Source organism: Drancourtella massiliensis (assembly GCF_016900655.1).
In the GTDB taxonomy this organism is placed as follows: Bacteria; Bacillota; Clostridia; order Lachnospirales; family Lachnospiraceae; genus Sellimonas; species Sellimonas catena.
This window is the reverse complement of the sequence record NZ_JACJKH010000031.1, coordinates 12,305-30,962: the sequence shown is the minus strand read 5'-3', so window position 1 is coordinate 30,962 and position 18,658 is coordinate 12,305. Positions and strand designations below refer to the sequence as shown.

The window sequence follows — 18,658 nt, the reverse complement described above, 5'->3', positions numbered from 1 at the left end:
GAAAAACAGCTTAAAACTGTTGCAATTACTCATGATATTATGCAGTTACAACTTCATAAAGTTTTCAATGTGCAGTTACAACTTCAATGTTGCAGTAAGGATTTCAATTAACCCCTGTTTGATTTCATTATAGGTCCGTTTTAAAGAAACAACAAACAGTTATCACTTCTTATTTATCATCACTTTCAGGAATGATAGACTTGTGGTATACTGACCCTATACTGATTTTATATTCCATACTTGAAAGGGTGAAACGGCATGATCGAAACGCGACTGCTCCATTATTTTCTTGCAGTAGCAAGAGAACTGAATATTACAAAGGCGGCTCAGACACTGTTTATTTCCCAGTCTACTCTTTCCAGGCAGATGATGGATCTGGAAAGCCAGCTTGGGAAACAGCTCTTTATCCGCGGAAAACGAAGTATCGAACTGACGGAAGACGGGGTATTCCTTCGTAACCGTGCGCAGGAGATTATGAAACTTCTGGAAAATACAGAGACCGCTCTTCATACGGACGCCGAGCATCTGAGCGGAGATATTTTTATCGGCTGCGGCGAAACGGTAGGAATGGATATGATCGCCGGGCTTCTGGCAGGGTTTCACAGAGATTATCCGGATGTCAAGCTTCATACTTACAGCGGGGATGCTGACGCCATCATGGACCGGATTGACAAAGGGCTCTCCGATATGGGACTTCTGCTTGGCCCGGTGCGGCAGGAAAAATACGATTACCTGAATCTACATCAAAAAGATGTTTACGGACTGCTGATGCCAAAGGACTGTGCGCTCGCCGGACAGGACACCATCAACATCGATCAGCTGAAAACGCTTCCGATGATTCTGGCAGACCAGACCTTTTCCGGCCATCAGGATCTGGACTGGTTCGGTGAGGATGCCCTGAATGTCGTAGCGACCTACAATCTGATTTACAATGCTACCTATCTTGTGGAGCACGGCATCGGATATGCCCTTTGCCTTGACCGGCTTGTCAACACCATGGGACGAAACCTTGTATTTCGGCCAATCAGTCCGGAATTATCTGTAGGCCTTTATATGGTCACCAAAAAATATCAAACATTTTCACCGGCCGCAAAAGTATTCTATGAACGCCTGAAAGCATTCACAACGGCAGTCGGTTCCGAAACATAAAGCCAGAGCAGGCAGCGGTTCTATCATCGTCCGCTGCCTGCCCTGCGTTTTCATCATCTATTTCCCGGAATTCTTTTTTCCTCTGTTCTTCCACACTCTTGCCAGAATATCTTTCAGCACCAGCATGGAATCCAGCTCATTATATCCATATTCTTTTTCCATCCGGATCAAGAGCCTGCACAACTCTTCCGCATAATACGAAATGTCCACCTCTTTCTGGTAGGACGCCAGAATCGGATACTTTTTACTCCACGCTTTTGTCCAGTCGATCTTTTCTGTCGCCTCGTCACTCATCCGGTCGATCACATCCTGAATCTCCTGCATTTCCACATCAAATGAAATCAGCTCATCCAGCGAAAGACCGTACAACATCGAAAGCTGCTTTGCCTGGCGGATATCCGGAAGCGTCTCATCGGTCTCCCACTTGGAGATTGTCTGCCTGCTCACTCCAAGCTTCTCAGCCGCATCCTCCTGAGACAGCCCTTTCTTTTTCCTTGCCTGATACAGATTATTTCCTAAATTCACAACTGTTCCTCCTGATGATTTCTGTCTTCATTTTACCTGTTTTTGCAGAAAGATACCACCAGGAATCCTGTACAGTTTCGCCCGTTTTCCTGACAGAAGGTGAACAAAAAAGGGCGGCCTTTTCGGCCGCCCGCATGGTTCATTAACCTTCGATCGCGATGTGCGATGTTTCTTCTACTTTCTTCTGATCTTTCTTCGGAACTGTCAGTTTCAGGATACCGTCTTCGTATTTCGCATGAATGTCTTCCTGTTTGACGTCATCGCCTACATAGAAGCTCCTGCTCATGCTGCCTGCATAACGCTCCTTGCGGATGTAGTTACCTTTTTTATCCTTCTCATCTTTATCCAGTCCCTTCGCTGCAGAAATGGTAAGATATCCATTCTTCAGCTGGGCATTGATCTCGTCTTTCTTAAATCCCGGGAGATCAATATCTACTTCGTAAGAATCATCTGTCTCTCTGACATCTGTCTTCATCATGTTCTTTGCATTCTTTCCATATAATGGGTTCCTTCTTCCAAAGAAGTCATCATCAAATGGGAAGTCCATCCAGTCATCAAATAAGTTTTCTCCAAAAATACTAGGCATCATCATAAGTCATGTCTCCTTTCTTTATGACAATTTGTTTTATTTTAGCACCATCGGAGAAATCCGAAGTGTTGAAATCGAACAAGTTTCTCTTGAGATCTTTGTCTCTTCCTTTGTTCTAGTTGTAATATAACACTTGTTGTTAGCGGTGTCAAGAGGTGAGTGCTAATTTTTTAAATATTTTTTTTGGAAAACCTCAAAAAAGCTTGATTTTACGGGATTTTTCGGGCTTTCCAAATTTTTGATTTTTTCAAAAAATGGCTTACTACACCATTTTTACACCATTTCTACACCAATTTCAGAATCGGGGACCTCCAAAATCCCCTGTAAATTCAAGGAAATCTGAGTTAATTTACTACACCATCAAAAGCAGAAAAATCCGATTATTTTCATAATTTTCACTCCAAGGCGATCAAAAATCTCTGATTTAGAGACTGAAAATCCAGTCACATGATCTGAACCAGATCCATCTTCGCAATCTCTTTTTCAATCCTGGACCGGTCTGTGATATGGTTATAAACTTCCATCGTGACACTGATGTTGGCATGTCCCATCACATACTGAACGACCTTCATATCCAGATCCGTCTCTGCCATTCGGGTGCAGGCTGTATGTCTGAGAATATGGGCGGAGATGTGCGGCAGCTCTTCCGGCTTTCTCCTCTCCCGCTTTGCCCGCTCATTTTCTTCCTCGTTATAAGCCTTCACAATATCCCGGAGAATAAAGTTCACGGTAGTGGGCATCATAGGACGCCCGCTCCTGCTCATGAATACGAAATTTGAAAGCCCTTCGATCTTCACATCCCTTGGAATTCCCATCTGAAAATTCAGCCGTCTCTGGGTCTCAAAGGCTTTTGTCACCATCTTGCTCATGGGTATCTCCCGGATCCCGGCTTCTGTCTTCGGCATGGTCACATGAAAATCACACCCGTCTCCATAGTTCTTATAGATCAGCTGATGATTCACGTATACGGTCCGGGTCTTCAGATCCACGTCCTTCCAGGTGAGTCCGATCAGCTCCCCACAGCGGAGTCCGGTTCCAATCATCACCTGCAAAAGTGGCAGATAGATATGGAATACCTCGCTGTTCTTTACATAGTTCAGCAGATTTTTCTGCTGGTCAAAGGACAGGGCGATGCGTTTCTTTTCTGGTTCCCCATAGTCTCCCAGCGTTCTCTTGGCCGGATTCTTCCGGATGATATCGTCATCTACAGCCACCTCAAAGCTCGGTAAGATCATATTATGGAGAAACTTGATGGTACTGTGGGAATATTTCTGTTTGCTCAGCCGGGAATAAAACAAGCGTACATGAGATGGTCTTACCTGTACCACTTTCATCTGTCCGAGTTCGTTCCTCACAAGACTGTTCCACATCCTTCTGTAATTGGCCTGTGTACTCTCTGCCAGCTTTCTGGTATCCATGTGGATCTCAAACAGGTCATTGAGAGTCATGTTCTTGCATTGAGTATCGGTCATAATTCCCTCGCTCTGGTCTTTCTCAATCTCTTTTTCTTTTTTCCTGAGTTCAGCCAGATCCGGAGAATAAACGGCCAGGCGTCTGCCAGTCCGTTCATCTTTGTACCGGTACATATAGAGTCCATCCTTGCGTTGGGATTCCCCGGTCCTCAGATTTCTTCCTCTATTGTCTTTTCTTGCCACAAAACCATTCCTTTCTGGAACAGTTCAGCCATCTGGTGTCAGGAGACGGATTTATGCTTGCATAAAAATCCGGTGACTGACATCCAGATGTGATGAGCGCCCGTGAATGAGCAAAACAATGGCGACAGCCATCATTAGCACGTAAGTGCGGTTTTGCGAATGGCGCGTGCTGAACTGTTGCTTCTTTACTACTCACACCTCCCTGTTGTGGGGAATGGTCTTGTCCTGTCTATGAAAAGTATAGCACAAAACCACACCCACGCACATCTGTGTTCCTCTATTCCGCTATTGCTTCCAGGTATTTTTCCACTTTCTGTACGGAGTACAATACCCGGCGGCCGATGGTGATCCGGGCTCCCGCATCTTCCGCAATCTTCCTTGCAGTCATCTGTCCGCAGGAAAGCATAGCGGACAGACCTTCAATATCCACTGCCAGACGGCAGTTGCTCTCTCTTTCTTTTGTCTGTCTCATTTACCTCATCTCCTCCTTTATTCTTTTCTGCATCCGCCCCAGCTTTTCCTGAGCCGTACGTTTTCGAAAACTCTCACCTTTAAACTGAACCGGCACGCACATCTCCAGCAACCGGTCATAAATCCTGGCATGCGCTGTATCCTGCGGATTCTTTAACTCCTGCAGTGTCAGATTGGTCGTCGCGATCAGGGGCTTCCCACTCCGATATCTGCCGTCAATCACCGCATAGATCTGTTCCAGTCCGTACTCTGTCCCCCGCTCCATTCCAAAATCATCCAAAATCAGCAGCGGAACTCTGCACAGATTTTTTATGTATGGGTTCTTCTCTGAAAAATTAGCAGACAGATCATTCAGCACTTCCGCGAAATTGTTCATACGGACCGCTATCTCCTGTTCCAACAGTGCATTGGCAATACAGCCCGCCAGAAAACTTTTACCGGTTCCCACTGCTCCCCAGAAGAGATAGCCTGTATTCTCCGCCTTCATCGTTTCCCAGTCTTTCACATACAACTTTGCAAGCACGGTATTTCCGGAAAGCCCCTTATCATTCTTAAATGTCCATCCCTTCATGGATCTATCCGAGAAACAATGTTCCTTCAATTCTCTGACTACAGCTTCATGACGCTGCTGTTCCCGGTACTGTTCCTCCTCTTTTCTCTTTTGCCTCCGGCACTCACATTCACGCGGATGTTTTTTTATTCCCAAAACTCCGACTTTCTCCTGATTGAAATAAGCCTCCTTCGGTTCATGGCATTGTCCACAATACAGGAGCCCGTCTTCTCCGATGTAATCTTCCCCGTTTCTTTCTCCCGGCTGCATCATGTTCTTTACTGTTGCTTCTACCATCTTGTTCATAGACTTTCCTCCTCACTGCAGGTATAATCCGGAATGTTTTTTACCGGGGCTGACCGTTCTGCCCATCTTCTCAAGGTAACAGCATGATCAGCATATTGCTTTCCACTGGAACGCATATAACTGGACAGTTCCTCGATCAGCCTGTCTATTTCCCGGATCTCCTGTTTCAATTCTCCATATTCTGTTTCGGAGAGAAACACATTGTGATATTCGCCATAGGAAGAGCGCGCTTCTCTCTCTTTATTTATTTGACTATATATCATTTGACTATTACTCATTTTATTAGGGGATACTTTTCTATCCCTCACAGGGACAGTTTTCTTTCCCTCATAAGTATCTTTTTCTTTCCCTATGGGGGATAGTTTTCTTTCCTTCACAGGGACACTTTTCTTTCCCTCTGCCGGAATTCTGACATACAGCAGATTGGGCTTTGAAAATCCCTGCTTTTGTCTTTCTAAAAGTCCGGCATTTTCCAGTTCATTCAAAGCTTTCTTAATGGTCATATGACTCTTTTCCAACACTTGTGCCAAATCCATGATTGGGTAAATCACGTAAATATACCCTTTTTCATTCTTCCATCCGTTATTCCTTGAAATCTTAGACCGATCCAGCAACAGGGCATACAGAATCCTGGCTGTCTGAGTCAGTTTCATATCCAGCAGAAACCTTGGGTAAGGGATGAAATCTCTGATCAGGGTCCGCTCTGTCAAATATTCCATCTGGTCTCTATTCTTCACATCCATCCTTTTGTTTCTGTCTGATTTTCCGCCGGCGGCTTCGCTTGGATTCATAACAGGGGCAACAGACAATCACAGTCCGGAAACTCTGCTTGCAGTCCCCGACACATTTCCTGCAGGTGTCATTGTGGGCGATGCGCCCTCTTTCATTGAGAAAAAAGGCCAATTCCTGTTTCCTTTTCTTGCTCATTCTCGGCACAGACATTCCTCCTTCCTGCCATCCTGCCAGTACTTGGTACAGGACAGCGAAATATGGTCGCGTTTCGGTATCATTTTTTGCATTTTTTGCCCTTTACGGCAGGCTTTTTTGACTTCAAATATATTTACCTGGGGTTTATCCTGTCTGACGGCAGAAAACGCTGTTTGGTCGTGTTTCGGTATCATTTTGGAACAATTCATCTGGACTACTTTAACCGCCCCGATAATCCCGTTCAAAATCCCCTGCCATCTTCAACACCACTTCCCTGAGTGCGAACAATTCCGCGATGCAGTGACGGATTTCATCCTCCATAGCCAGAGAGCGTTCTCCGCCCGTATTGAAGTACCGTGCGATCTGATTCAGGTTCACACCGATCTTTCCATATGCCCCCACCAGACTTCGCAGTTCTTCCATATCGGCGACCACTTCTACTCGATGCACGATCTCCTTTTCCACCAAAAGTTTCCGCAGGCATTCGGATCTGGACACCCCCAGGATCTCCGCCTTCCTGTCCAGAAGTTCCAGCTCAATATCCGAAAGCCGGACTCCGACAAAACGCGGATGGTTCAGTTCCTGTTCCATTCTCCTTTTTCTCATGACTTCATCTCCTTTCTTTCAGTTACTTCAGTAACACCACAAAGGGGAGAACCGGCAGTCCTGCCGGAATCTACCTTTTGTGCTGCGTCCCACTTTCCAGTGGACGCCAATATCTGCCAAATCGGCAGATCATCGAGGGTATGGGGAATCGAAATCCCAAGCAAGAGCCCTACACAGGAAAACACGATAGTGTATTACGGGGTGGATCTTGCTCTGGAAAAATCCCCATCAAGAGCTCAACCTGTAAGTTAAAGGATTACCAGGAATGGCATAACCGCTTAACACGGGTGGATCTTGCTCTATAATATCTACCCCCTCACTTAACGTAACCGGGAGTGGCTATTATACAGGGGCAAAAAGAAATAAATTTTATTCTTATCAACCAGATCCACTCTTATCTTTTTTATTCTTTAAAGATCCCCTCACTTAACCCATTTGTCAGAGGCAGAAATACAAGGAGATTCGAAAAATCTTTTAATTTTCTGTTTCAAAAAATATTTCCCTCACTTATAGAAAGGAAATCCGAGGATTATACAGTGTTTTGAGACAAAGTTTTTGATAAAGTGCATAAAAAAACATCCTGCCTTTTTTGACTGGATGCCAATTTTTAATTCATAGATTTCTGTTATAAAAAATAGCCACCAGATTTTCTGGCAGCTATTCGCTTATTAAATCATCACCATATTCTTTTTTTATCCTTTCGCACAACCGATTCCAGCTTTCTTCTTCCTCCTCTGGAGTTCTTTCTGGCAATATCACATCTTTTATATCATCATCAATAGCTTTTACATATTTATCCGTTAAATCCGGATACTCATCCAACAACCTTTCGAAAAGTTTATAAAGTCCCCACTCTGTACATTTAGCCAGGCATGAAGAAAATAGTTTCATAGTCATTGGCTTTTGTTTATCGATTGCCGCCAGTTCATCATCGGAAAACTCGAATGTTAAGATAAGAAATTCTTCAAAATTATGTTTTTCTTTTTCTGATAGTTCATCATATTTTTTCATCCCAGTTCTCCTTTCATATGCCTATGTTATAGATACATTTTTCAGTATAGTAAACCATTATTTTTCCCATGATAATGATTATATTACAAACTGGGAAGTGAACAGAAATGATAAGCTATTCTCCATTATGGGAGACCATGAACAAACGGGATATCTCCACCTATACACTGATTCATAAGTATGGGATCAATCCCCGGACGATCAATAATTTAAAACATAATAAGTCTATTACCATGTTTACACTGGAAAGACTTTGTGAAATTTTGAATTGCGAACCGAATGATATTATTAAATTTGAAAAAGAATAAAAGCTACTGGAAAATTATGCTCCAGTAGCTTTTCATAGTAAAGTTTAGTTCTTTTACCTATCAAGCTACACATCTTAATGCTTATTATCTTGATATGGATTGAATTTATCACATTTAATTTTTCAAAAATTAAAAAAATCAGTTACATACAACTTTTGACTTCATAAATCATAATCTGATTTTCATTTGCTTGTTCCATATTTTCAATTAAAGTTTCATCAAACTTTACTGTACTCTCTGAAATATTAATATGAAGATAATTACGGTAATTTTTAAGCAACATCATCGCTGAACTTAACGATAATCCATTTTTCAATAAACAAATAGCAGTTTCATCATCTGTTCCATATTTTATTTGCATATAGAACCTATCCTCAAGTAATTCCAGATCATGCAAAACCTCGACATACTTGATCAAAATATTATCAATAAAATCTTGCTCTTCTTTAATACGTACTATTGCCAAATTCACTACCTGGGTTCGATTTTTTCCTTTGAGCTTTGTATAGCGTGGAGTATTGTTTCCAAAAAGTTTTATATCTCCCCATTTGCCTACATAGATAGCAATTTCTTTATTTTGTTGATAAAGCCGCCTCCAGTGTCTAATAAAAAGGCCTATCATCTCTGCATAAGATTTATTATCCGCTCTCCAATCTAACATCATTGCATAAAATTTTCGTGCTTCTTCATTCTCTAAGCGTTTTAAGTTATCACTTCTGCTATCTGGAATATACTGAATAAACAAATGATAGATTACATCTAATAATTGATCTGTAGTGTTTATTTTAACATTTTTTGTTTGATAGGAGTCTACTTTGTTTTGCATATTAGTTTCATATGAAAAAACATCAATTTCGCTGATTCCGTTCATGATACACGCCTTTCCAATATCTGTTTGCGTGTATCTTTCCTTATACTCCTCTATTATCCCATTCTCATAATTTTCAATGAACTCCGAAGCCTGTCGGAGATCTTCTTCGTTAGAAGAATCAATTTTTGTCTGGCTCAACAAAATATTTTCAACAACATCTTGATGTTTCGACTCTACTTTAGCTACTTTTCTCAAAAAATTTTCACAGTTGGCATTTTGAGCAAAGTATTGGCCAAACACAATATAGATCTGTGGTTCCAATCTCTGTAATTTCCCATTTCTTCTATCAAAAATCTCACTAAATCTACATACTCTCCCTACCAAATTTTTAAATGCGTCATGGCTCAAATTTGTTCTTCCACGTCTATTATCAAGAATAAACATTCTTTCAGCCGGTAAATTAACACCAGACAGTAATGTTGAACTTGTAATCACGTATTTAATAGCAGGATCTTTTTTATATAAGTCTTCTATGTAAATTCTAATTGCATCAGGAACACTTCCGTGATGGTAAATAATACCCTTACGTAAACAAGCCAACAAATTATATTGTGGCTGTAGATATTCAGAAATATTTTCGCACGCCGTAGAAACTAATTCTGATTCAATATCTGGCAAAACATCTTTCAGTGCCAACGCAAATTTTTCTATATCAATGGGTCTATTCAAATAAATAATGTTTTTATTAGCACAATATTCCTTGATAAAATCTTCTTCAAAAATAAATTTTTTGCTCATAGATATAGGCAAATATTTGTTTAAAAACTGGTCATAAAGTTGCAAACCTTTATGGTTTCTCATATCATATAGAAAATATTTTTCAGATTTTATATATTCACTAACCTTAAATCCTTCAATATCATATGTTGTATATCTTGTTTTTAAATTCCCCCCATCAGCAAGAAAAGGTGTTAAAAACTTAAATGCAACATTAGGATTTCGATTTTGGGCAACAATAATAACATTTGCCAGTGTATGACTGCGAGTATTATCCTCCAACAATTCATGAGCTTCATCAACGATAATACAGTCAAAAGCCAAATTATGATCTTTTTTAAAAATTCTAAGTAGCCGTTCTTGTGTCAGTACCGCCAGACAAGATTTATCATGTGGATTATACATTTCAGGATGAACAACAATCTTAGGAAAAAGTCCTTTACTCACACTCTGGATTCTCTTTTTTGTCTGAATCAAAAGTGCTTTTGTCGATGTCAATATACAAATCTTCTTTCCAGCATATTCTTTGACCGCAGATAAAATCAACTCAGATTTCCCATAAGATGTGGGCGCAATAATAGACACCGTGTCAGTCTTCGTGTCATCAAAAAATTTAACCAACATATGTTGCTGTTCGCTTTGGTAAATTCTTCCTGTCGCATATTGCTCAAGAAATGCATCATTCCATTCTGTAAAAAAATTTCTTTGTTCATCTGAAATGTAGTGTTGTTCAATAAATTTGCTGACAGGATAAAGCCCCTTATTTATAGAAATTTCATATAAAGGAATATAATCGCCTGTCTGATTGCAGTATTCAACAACAATTCTGTATCCAAGTTGTTGGACATTAACCTCCTCTGCATTTATAAAGCAAATTGCAATAGCCAACAAACATTTATATTCTTTAGGCTGTAGTTGTTTGCCAAGCATAAAACGATTATATAGCGAAGCAAAATTCGTATTTCTAAGTTTAGCAAGAGTTAAGTCATTTTTCATCTACAGTCTCTCTTTCCAGAAAATTGTATACTGCTTCAAAAGTTTCCTTTTGAATTATCAATATGTATACTTTCTTAAATAAATTTTCGTTAACAACTCGGATATATTTCTGTCCCACTTTTGTTGCCTTTATGCGTTCTGACATGGGATGAAACAATGTGGCTGACAATACAACATTAAATGTGTCACTAGAATTATTTCCTTCTAAAGAATCATCAGCACATTGTTCCAAAAGCTTCATTACGGCATCTTTTTGATGATTACTATCACTCATAGAGACTTTAGCAGCATTCAGTGCATTAAGCCATAGACTAGTATTAGAAGCATTCAGACGTGACTTCAAATCATTTTTTGCAGTATTAATCAATCCAATTGCTGCGGCAGAAGCATTTTTTTGCCCTTTTTGAATTTCACCTGATTTAACTTCAGTAATCCATAAAGAATTTGTTTTATTTTCGAATAGAGCAACATCGTAGCCTTTTTTGAAACTACGTTCTTCCATATTAAAAAATGGAGAAGCTGTAGTGAATCTACCTTCCATTTCTAAAATAACATGAACAAGGAGTTCACCAATCATTCCTTTTTTACGCTCTTCTGATACATTCTTACTTGTTTTATATCTCTTAATAAACTCTTTTACCGTAGCCTTGTAAGAATAAATCTTTCTTCCTGATCGAGCTTGATCTACGCCATGACAAACTGCGACTAACCGATTGCGTATCTCCTGCTTCAATTCTTCCGTGAGAGACTCTATGAAGTAAAGAACATAGTCAGAATAATCTTCTTTTGTTACGCCAGGTATCAATTCAATCATATAGGCCTCTCTTTCTTTGTGTATCTATATTATAATATTTCGCTGGAATTAATAAGTATTATTTCTGCAACCGCCTTTATGAGCGCAATCTCTGCGCTAAGTTGTTTTTTATTTTTATATGGCCTATACTGATTAGCTATTTGTTCACTTTTACTATGGACCAATGAATTCCTTGTCTCATAAATTCGGGTTGCCAAATTTGTATACACTCCTTGTGTATCCGACCAAGAAATTTTCGTTTTTTTAGAAGTTGTAAATGGTACCAAATTATTCTGGTAATAATCAATAGCTTTTAAGTCAATCTGACTAATACGTTTTTTTAAATCATCAATTGGCACATATTCCATTAAAACATATTTTAAAGATTCAGATTCATTCCCTTTACCTGATTCATCGTCACTACTCATATGCTTTTTAATATATTTTGCTAGCTCATAAATCTTCTCTTCACTTTTATATGAAAAATCAGGTCTCGTCATTCTATCTTTGATTTCTTCTGTCAGTTTTTTCCTAAAAACAGCATCAAAATAATGCTCAATTATATGATAAAAAGAAATATACATAGTAAAAGGATCTCTAGATTCCATTGCCATCGTATAATAATCAAGAACCTCTGCATTGTATATTCGCTGTGGCGGCGAATCAACTTCTTCTCGAGTATAATGCAACACAGAATTGCCAATAGAATACATATCCTGAATATCTGTATATTCAGAAATTGGAATGCTTTTTTTATACATGATTAAAAATTCAAAAGAAATAGCACAATCAATTAATCTCTTTTCAGAAATAGGGCTTGCTGAACTAATTTTTAGCGTAATTGCTTTTAAAATCTCTGGCAGTAATTCCAATGGATGTTCGATGTCTGCTTTATTGAAGTTATGCCTAAATATCATTCTGCATCGATGTCGCAAATCTATATACGTTCTTCGACCATTAATTCTAACGCTTTCAGCTATAGAATCTAATAAAAACATACAATAATCAAGGGAAGCAGGGCCAACGGAATATGAAAAGCCATTTATTCTATCGTCTAACATTTCCAAATCCATTGCATTTCTTGATATCGGACCAAATAATCGCAGTGCTACTTCTCTATAATTTGTTGTTATTATTACAAGCTTATCCCTTTTATAATTTCCAATGTTATCAAATGCTTGTTTCAAAGTATCGTTACGGAAAATTAACTTTGTACATTCATCTGAAGAGTTCCAAACAATATCACAATTTTCGTCTATCTCTGTTTCAATACAGAGAATTTCTTTTAAAACCTGTTTTATTTCTAAAAAACTTGCCACTAGATTCTCTCCTTTATTTTTTTAGTAACTGACATAGCGGCAGAAGTTGTTCTAATTTTTCTACGATACGTTTTTGCTCGGCAAGGGGTGGAAGTGGGATTTTACACATTGAAAGATAATCTTTATGTATTCTCTGCTGTCCTGCTGTTCCAGTAAATGATTTAATTCCATTATCAATAAAATATGCCGATTTAAAAAACCACAATAAATATTCTTGTGATAACAAATTATTAATAACTCGCACAATAGAAAGTTCTGTTGTTCCTGCTCCATATCCATTTTTTAAATCTCTAAAAATAACTGATTTCCTGTTCTGAAAACATGGCGTAATCTTGGCAATACCAATATCTCCATTTGCAAAATGAGTAAATCCCTTTTTTATTTCTCCCCATTTTTTTATTTCATAGGTATGTTTATTGCGATATCCATCATCCACAAGTGCCATCGGAATAAATGAAACTTGAAGTTCATCTGCCAAGTCATTTTTCGGATTTAAACAAGTAATCTCCTGTATTCTCACCCACTTCCAACTTTCCGGAATATTAAACGGCTTTTCGTCCTCAGCGATTTCCGGCAACGGCTTTGCCTTCTTAATTTTCTTTTCAGCAATTAGCCTCTGCTTTTCCTCCTGAATTTGTTCAAAAAGTTCCTCTGCCGTTCCTTCTTCAGGTCGTTGTTCCACCAACTTTCCCTGAATAGCATACTGCAAAAGTGATTTTTTCATATCTTCTGGAAAACGGCTATTAAATTTTTCCAACTTGCACCATGCCTGTTCATAACGGTCAATACAGGGCAACAGCTCCTCGATTTTGGCAACAATCCTCTTTTGCTCGGCAATGGGTGGGAGAGGAAAAAGAAGTGCCTTTACCGTCCCTGCACTTAATTCTGTTTGATTTGTAGAACCAGAACCCAGCTTTTCCATGTATGGCTGATAATATTTTAAAGAGTAAAATACATACTCAACAGAAACAAGAGTATTCGCTCTTATTATAGTGACATGCGAATCTGGCACAACTGGATATCTGTTTGGATTATCACTATTACGATATATCCCTACTCTACCGAGTGTACCATTACCTGTAGAGTTTAGAACAATATCATTGTTTATCATAAATTCTTCTTCTGGATATTTGCTAAGTTTTGTTTCATCCAAGCACCGTGCTAAAGATAAATCAATATAACCCGCCTTTGTATTGCATTTCTGTGCAAAAACAAGCATATTACTTTTTGCTGTGTATGTTGGTGATTTTCCGCGCTTAATTGTTTTTACAACAATATCGTCGAGCCTGCACCACTTCCAGTTCTCCGGAATGTCAAAGGGCTTTTCGTCGTCGGTGATTTCAGGCAATGGCTTTTCCTTTTTGATTTTCTTTTCTTTAATCAGTCGCTGTTTTTCCTGCTGAATCTGTGCAAAAAGTTCCTCTGCCGTTCCTTCCTCCGGTCGTTGTTCCACCAATTTACCCTGAATAGCCAACTGCAAAATACTATTTTTCAATTCCTGTGGTGTCATTCTATTGCTCCTCCTAACAGAGAAGTGATTTCTTCCAGTACCTGATCAATTTCTGCATTGAGAGAAGCTCTTTGTTCCTCGTAACGCCGAATTAACTCCATCGGCTCCAGTATTTCTTCTTCCTCATGAGGAAAACCACACTGATCTAAATTGTATCCAAGCTCCTCTGTAAGCTGTTGAACACTGAATTTCTTTGCTTTATCAAATCCATCTTCTGTGATTTCCTGTCGATTTTTCCACCAGTCCAGAACCGGCCGAAAATGTTCCAGTTTCATAGGCTTGGTTTTAGAAAAATGCTTGTACCCTTCTGGCATATCCAGACGATAAAACCAGGTTTCTTCCGTTGGATGTGTATTGTCAAAAAATAGAATGTTCGTAGTGATAGATGTATATGGAGAAAATACACTTCCTGGCAAACGTATAATAGTGTGTAAATTAAACTCTCGCAGTAGTTTCCTTTTAATATTGATCTTGGCATTATCTGTCCCAAACAGAAAACCATCTGGTAAAATCACCGCTGCCCGTCCATTCTTCTTTAAGCGATACATTATAACCGACATAAACAAATCTGCCGTTTCTGAGCTCGCAAGATCTGTTGGGAAATGATTCTTCACATCTGTTTTTTCACTTCCTCCATACGGAGGATTCATCAGAATCACATCCACCTTATCTTCTTCTGTATAGTCCAGTACATCATGCAACAGAGTGTTACTGTGAAACACCCGAGGCACATCCAATCCATGCAATAATAAGTTGGTGATGCACAGCATATACGGGAACTGCTTTTTCTCAATTCCATAGATAGAATTTGAGTATGCATCTTCATCTTCCGTAGTATGGACCAGCTTTTGCAGTTCTTTCAGCCAACTAACGATAAAGCCACCGGTACCACAGGCAAAATCTGCCATCGTTTCTCCAATCTGAGGCTTGATTACCTGCGCCATAAAATCAGTTACTGCACGGGGGGTATAAAATTCACCTGCTGAACCTGCACTCTGCAGTTCTTTCAGAATATTTTCATAAATATCGCCAAAAGCATGACTTTCTTCATAGTCACTAAAATCCAGTTCGTCAATCACATTAATGACCTGACGGAGCAAAATTCCATCTTTCATATAATTGTTTGCATCAGCAAAAGTCGTCTGCACAATTGCCTTATTAATAGGGGTAGAGGCGTCTACCTGCAAATTTTTCAAAGTAGGAAACAACGTATTATTCACAAAATTCAATAGTTTATCACCAGTAAGAGCTGTTCCCGATTTATCATCCTGTGCCCAATTCTGCCAGCGACATTCTTCCGGAATAATAGACTGATAATTATCATCACTAAATTCCCACTCCTGTTCTTTTGCATCATATACTTTCAAAAAGAGCATCCATGCGATCTGCTCGATACGCTGGGCATCACCATTGATGCCTGCATCGTTACGCATAATGTCACGAAGTCTCTTTACAAATCCTGTTAAATTACTCATAAATAATCCTTATCCTTCTTATTGTCCATATGTTTCAAACATATCTTTTGCCCGTTCTGCAGTAAATCGCCATTCATCCGGAACACGATCTATCGTTCCTCGCCCGGCAGCACGCGGTCCCCACTCGTGATATTCGTAAAGGATTGTTTCACCTCGACCACCTGCGGATTTTTTTAATACTTCTGCGATCTCCACCGGAGATGCAAGATACATCCGCGGCATCTCGTGATTCTCGGTTCCTTTAAACTGAACCAGACAAAATATTGTTTTTTTATGATGATTACTCAACCACTTTTGGATTGCTTCCTGATAGTCACAACCTTTTTTATAACTTTGAGTCAATCCCCAGCCGCCATCCTGACTTCCCTTTACTGAAATTTTTAACATTTTATCGCCAGAAACGGCTATTAAATCATACTCCGGCTGGTTTGCACCATATTGTACAGATACATCATATCCTAATCTTGCAAATAGTGCTGCCGCAAATGCCTCTGCGGCAACGCCAACATGCCATGAACTTATTGCTTTCATTTAACTCACTACTTCCTCATAAATTGCTTTTTCCAATTCTTTTACCGCTTTTAGATACCCCTGCTTACCTCCAAAATATCCAGCGATCTTGGCAGGTTTTCCGAGTTTAAAAAATGGATCCAGCTTAAGTATTTCTGTTTTTTCAATCTCGTAAATACCTGTGTTCATATATTTATCCAACAAAGCTTCCAGGACTTCTCGAGCTACACCACTGTATTTGCTAAAGAAATCCCGCTTTTTCACATTATTGGCTCTCTCCTTACGAGTTAAAGGTTTTTTATCAAAAGCCACATGGCAAATAAAGTCAAAATCATCTACATCGCTCATATTCTGATCCGCTTTTAAAAGTTCCAGATCGATACCACGGTCATGGAGCAAATCTCGGATTTCTTCCTTTTTCTCGTGTGCTGACCATTGACGGATAAAGTTATCCAGAGAAGCATACTCTCCCTGAATATTCTCTTTGGTATAATCTACAATACTTTCCTGTCGGAGCAGTTTACCGTTCGTATCATAAACAGATACTGTCTTATGGATAATCTGCACTTTACAACCATTCCTGTCTACAATAGGTTTCTGTATACCATAAGATGCAGGAGGCTCTTTTATCACTCCCGGTTGAACAGGATCTGCTTTTCCATAACCATTTGGATCTTTCGGATGGTAGTTCTCATCCATCTCAATCGGGCCATCCCAGTCAGGATCTGCAAACAAACGGGTCACATTTCGGAAATCCATAACCACGAAATGAGTCTTACCTTCTTTTTCCCGTAAACGTGTTCCCCGGCCGATAATTTGTTTAAACTCCGTCATAGATCCGATCATTTCATCCAACACAATCAGCTTGGTCATCTTACAATCTGCACCCGTGGAAAGCAGTTTTGAAGTGGTTGCAATAACCGGATAGGGCTCTGCAACCGAAATAAAATATTTCAGTTTACTTTTTCCATAGTCATCGCCGCCCGTAATGCGTACCACATAATCCGGATTCTGTTGCATCATATCCTGATTTAGGTTCGCAAGTGCATTACGCATACGTAAAGCAGCATCCTCCGAAGCACAGAACACAATGGTTTTGGCCATACGGTCAGTACTCTTCAAATATTTTGTGATTTCCTCCGCCACCTGCTGAATACGATCCTCAATAATAATATTGTAATCGTAATCACTGCTCGTATAAATACGATCCGGTATTTCCATACCATTGATATCACGCTGTCCTTTACGGGGACGCCACCCCTCACCAATATCTGTCATAATATTGATGACTTTAAAAGGAGCAAGGAAGCCATCCTCTATTCCTTCTTTCAAACTATATGTATAAATAGGCTCTCCAAAATAGCTAAGATTAGAAATATACTTGGTTTCCTTGGGCGTAGCCGTCATACCAATTTGAGTTGCAGACTTGAAATACTCCAGAATTCTCCGCCAGCGACTTTCTTCTTTTGCGGATCCCCTATGACATTCGTCCACAATAATCAGGTCAAAGAAATCTGGCAAAAACAATTCACTGAAATGTTCTTTATCATCGTCACCTACCAACTGCTGATATAGCGAAAAATACACTTCATGAGAAGTAATGGTACTTTTGTCATCTTTTGTCACATTGATTTTATGGATCACTTTTTCCAACGGCGCAAAATCCTGCTGAATTGATTGATCCACCAAAATATTACGATCAGCAAGATATAAAATCTTCCGTTTTAATCCACTTTGAAGCATCCTGTATACAATCTGAAAAGCTGTGTAAGTTTTCCCTGTACCTGTCGCCATGACCAACAAAAGACGCTGTTGTCCCCTTGCAATGGCATCAACAGTACGGTTTATGGCAATTCTTTGATAATAACGTGGCGGATAGGTATTCTGGCTGGAATAATAAGGCTGTTCAATAGCAACCTCCTGTTGCGGTGTAATACCAGACTCCTTCTTATAGCGTTCAATAAGTTCCTGTTCTGTCGGGAACTCATCCAGACCAAACTCTCGTTCCTGGCCCGTAAGGAAATCATGCTCTGCAAATCCATCTCCATTGGAACTATAGGCAAAAGGAAGATCAAGCATCTTTGCATAAGCAATTGCCTGCTGTAAACCATGAGAAATACTATGGGTATTATCTTTTGCTTCTACAATCGCAATTGGATTATTTGCACTCAGATACAGAACATAATCTGCACGTTTTGGCTTTTCGCGGAAAACAAAGTTCCCCTTCAGATTAATCTTTCCATCTGTAATGCGGGTTTCCATTGTAATCTTTGCACGGTTCCATTTCGAAGTAATGGAAGGAGTAATATACTGAAGTTTAATATCCTCTTCACTCATTTGTTTTTTCGATAAAATTGTACCCACATGTAT

General features: G+C 39.5%; 17 protein-coding genes. 2 read left to right on the top strand and 15 right to left on the bottom strand.

Annotation, left to right across the window (positions count from 1 at the left end):
- Positions 1 to 258 precede the first annotated feature (258 nt).
- Positions 259 to 1,149 (top strand): LysR family transcriptional regulator, encoded by an 891-nt coding sequence (locus tag H6A32_RS13955; protein WP_204864630.1) that lies wholly within the window; start codon positions 259 to 261, stop codon positions 1,147 to 1,149.
- A 57-nt stretch (positions 1,150 to 1,206) separates the two neighbouring features.
- Here the strand turns inward: H6A32_RS13955 and H6A32_RS13950 are convergent, their stop codons facing one another.
- The 8 genes from H6A32_RS13950 to H6A32_RS13915 form a co-directional block, all read right to left on the bottom strand.
- Entirely contained in the window at positions 1,207 to 1,674 is a 468-nt protein-coding gene (locus tag H6A32_RS13950) for a helix-turn-helix domain-containing protein (protein ID WP_204864629.1), read from the bottom strand.
- 142 nt (positions 1,675 to 1,816) lie between these two features.
- On the bottom strand, positions 1,817 to 2,266 hold the full coding sequence (locus H6A32_RS13945; RefSeq protein ID WP_204864628.1) for an Hsp20/alpha crystallin family protein: 450 nt from the start codon (positions 2,264 to 2,266) through the stop codon (positions 1,817 to 1,819).
- Between the two features lie 440 nt (positions 2,267 to 2,706).
- The gene (locus H6A32_RS13940; protein ID WP_204864627.1) at positions 2,707 to 3,918 is read right to left on the bottom strand and encodes a tyrosine-type recombinase/integrase; all 1,212 of its coding nucleotides are present in this window, start codon (positions 3,916 to 3,918) and stop codon (positions 2,707 to 2,709) included.
- 277 nt (positions 3,919 to 4,195) lie between these two features.
- Entirely contained in the window at positions 4,196 to 4,390 is a 195-nt protein-coding gene (locus H6A32_RS13935) for a DUF6462 family protein (RefSeq protein ID WP_204864626.1), read from the bottom strand.
- A complete protein-coding gene (locus H6A32_RS13930) occupies positions 4,391 to 5,245 on the bottom strand; it encodes an ATP-binding protein (RefSeq protein WP_204864625.1) in 855 nt (284 codons plus the stop codon).
- Positions 5,242 to 5,898, bottom strand: coding sequence for a replication initiator protein A (locus tag H6A32_RS13925; RefSeq protein ID WP_243424946.1), 657 nt, complete (start codon positions 5,896 to 5,898; stop codon positions 5,242 to 5,244). The genes H6A32_RS13930 and H6A32_RS13925 overlap by 4 nt, the downstream gene beginning before the upstream one ends.
- A gap of 493 nt (positions 5,899 to 6,391) precedes the next feature.
- The gene (locus H6A32_RS13920) at positions 6,392 to 6,778 is read right to left on the bottom strand and encodes a plasmid mobilization protein (RefSeq protein WP_087254724.1); all 387 of its coding nucleotides are present in this window, start codon (positions 6,776 to 6,778) and stop codon (positions 6,392 to 6,394) included.
- 657 nt (positions 6,779 to 7,435) lie between these two features.
- Positions 7,436 to 7,789, bottom strand: coding sequence for a hypothetical protein (locus tag H6A32_RS13915; RefSeq protein WP_087255623.1), 354 nt, complete (start codon positions 7,787 to 7,789; stop codon positions 7,436 to 7,438).
- Between the two features lie 107 nt (positions 7,790 to 7,896).
- On the opposite strand from H6A32_RS13915, the gene H6A32_RS13910 reads away from it, so the two are divergent.
- A complete protein-coding gene (locus tag H6A32_RS13910) occupies positions 7,897 to 8,097 on the top strand; it encodes a helix-turn-helix domain-containing protein (protein WP_087255620.1) in 201 nt (66 codons plus the stop codon).
- Between the two features lie 142 nt (positions 8,098 to 8,239).
- Here the strand turns inward: H6A32_RS13910 and H6A32_RS13905 are convergent, their stop codons facing one another.
- The 7 genes from H6A32_RS13905 to hsdR are packed head-to-tail and all read right to left on the bottom strand — an operon-like array spanning position 8,240 to position 18,625.
- Positions 8,240 to 10,681 (bottom strand): DEAD/DEAH box helicase, encoded by a 2,442-nt coding sequence (locus H6A32_RS13905; protein WP_204864624.1) that lies wholly within the window; start codon positions 10,679 to 10,681, stop codon positions 8,240 to 8,242.
- Complete coding sequence (locus tag H6A32_RS13900; protein WP_087255614.1) at positions 10,671 to 11,495, bottom strand: Hachiman antiphage defense system protein HamA; 825 nt, start codon at positions 11,493 to 11,495, stop codon at positions 10,671 to 10,673. The genes H6A32_RS13905 and H6A32_RS13900 overlap by 11 nt, the downstream gene beginning before the upstream one ends.
- A gap of 29 nt (positions 11,496 to 11,524) precedes the next feature.
- The gene (locus tag H6A32_RS13895; RefSeq protein WP_087255612.1) at positions 11,525 to 12,793 is read right to left on the bottom strand and encodes a hypothetical protein; all 1,269 of its coding nucleotides are present in this window, start codon (positions 12,791 to 12,793) and stop codon (positions 11,525 to 11,527) included.
- Positions 12,794 to 12,806: 13 nt separating this feature from the next.
- Positions 12,807 to 14,303 carry a restriction endonuclease subunit S gene (locus tag H6A32_RS13890; RefSeq protein ID WP_204864623.1) on the bottom strand — a complete coding sequence of 499 codons (1,497 nt, stop codon included), beginning with the start codon at positions 14,301 to 14,303 and terminating at the stop codon, positions 12,807 to 12,809.
- Positions 14,300 to 15,778: a type I restriction-modification system subunit M gene (locus H6A32_RS13885; protein WP_087252106.1), complete on the bottom strand. Its 1,479-nt coding sequence runs from the start codon at positions 15,776 to 15,778 to the stop codon at positions 14,300 to 14,302. Before H6A32_RS13885 ends, H6A32_RS13890 begins: the two co-directional genes overlap by 4 nt.
- Positions 15,779 to 15,796: 18 nt before the next feature.
- On the bottom strand, positions 15,797 to 16,309 hold the full coding sequence (locus H6A32_RS13880) for a hypothetical protein (RefSeq protein WP_087252107.1): 513 nt from the start codon (positions 16,307 to 16,309) through the stop codon (positions 15,797 to 15,799).
- Positions 16,310 to 18,625, bottom strand: a complete 2,316-nt coding sequence (gene hsdR / locus H6A32_RS13875) for an EcoAI/FtnUII family type I restriction enzme subunit R (RefSeq protein ID WP_242958919.1) — start codon at positions 18,623 to 18,625, stop codon at positions 16,310 to 16,312.
- Positions 18,626 to 18,658: the final 33 nt, after the last annotated feature.

Excerpts from the sequence above, each read along its gene's own strand:
- H6A32_RS13955 (WP_204864630.1), top strand. The coding sequence starts at position 259 with ATGATCGAAACGCGACTGCTCCATTATTTTCTTGCAGTAGCAAGAGAA.
- H6A32_RS13945 (WP_204864628.1), bottom strand. The coding sequence starts at position 2,266 with ATGATGATGCCTAGTATTTTTGGAGAAAACTTATTTGATGACTGGATG.
- H6A32_RS13935 (WP_204864626.1), bottom strand. The coding sequence starts at position 4,390 with ATGAGACAGACAAAAGAAAGAGAGAGCAACTGCCGTCTGGCAGTGGAT.
- H6A32_RS13930 (WP_204864625.1), bottom strand. The coding sequence starts at position 5,245 with ATGAACAAGATGGTAGAAGCAACAGTAAAGAACATGATGCAGCCGGGA.
- H6A32_RS13925 (WP_243424946.1), bottom strand. The coding sequence starts at position 5,898 with ATGAAACTGACTCAGACAGCCAGGATTCTGTATGCCCTGTTGCTGGAT.
- H6A32_RS13920 (WP_087254724.1), bottom strand. The coding sequence starts at position 6,778 with ATGAGAAAAAGGAGAATGGAACAGGAACTGAACCATCCGCGTTTTGTC.
- H6A32_RS13915 (WP_087255623.1), bottom strand. The coding sequence starts at position 7,789 with ATGAAAAAATATGATGAACTATCAGAAAAAGAAAAACATAATTTTGAA.
- H6A32_RS13910 (WP_087255620.1), top strand. The coding sequence starts at position 7,897 with ATGATAAGCTATTCTCCATTATGGGAGACCATGAACAAACGGGATATC.
- H6A32_RS13905 (WP_204864624.1), bottom strand. The coding sequence starts at position 10,681 with ATGAAAAATGACTTAACTCTTGCTAAACTTAGAAATACGAATTTTGCT.
- H6A32_RS13900 (WP_087255614.1), bottom strand. The coding sequence starts at position 11,495 with ATGATTGAATTGATACCTGGCGTAACAAAAGAAGATTATTCTGACTAT.
- H6A32_RS13890 (WP_204864623.1), bottom strand. The coding sequence starts at position 14,303 with ATGACACCACAGGAATTGAAAAATAGTATTTTGCAGTTGGCTATTCAG.
- H6A32_RS13885 (WP_087252106.1), bottom strand. The coding sequence starts at position 15,778 with ATGAGTAATTTAACAGGATTTGTAAAGAGACTTCGTGACATTATGCGT.
- H6A32_RS13880 (WP_087252107.1), bottom strand. The coding sequence starts at position 16,309 with ATGAAAGCAATAAGTTCATGGCATGTTGGCGTTGCCGCAGAGGCATTT.
- hsdR (WP_242958919.1), bottom strand. The coding sequence starts at position 18,625 with ATGAGTGAAGAGGATATTAAACTTCAGTATATTACTCCTTCCATTACT.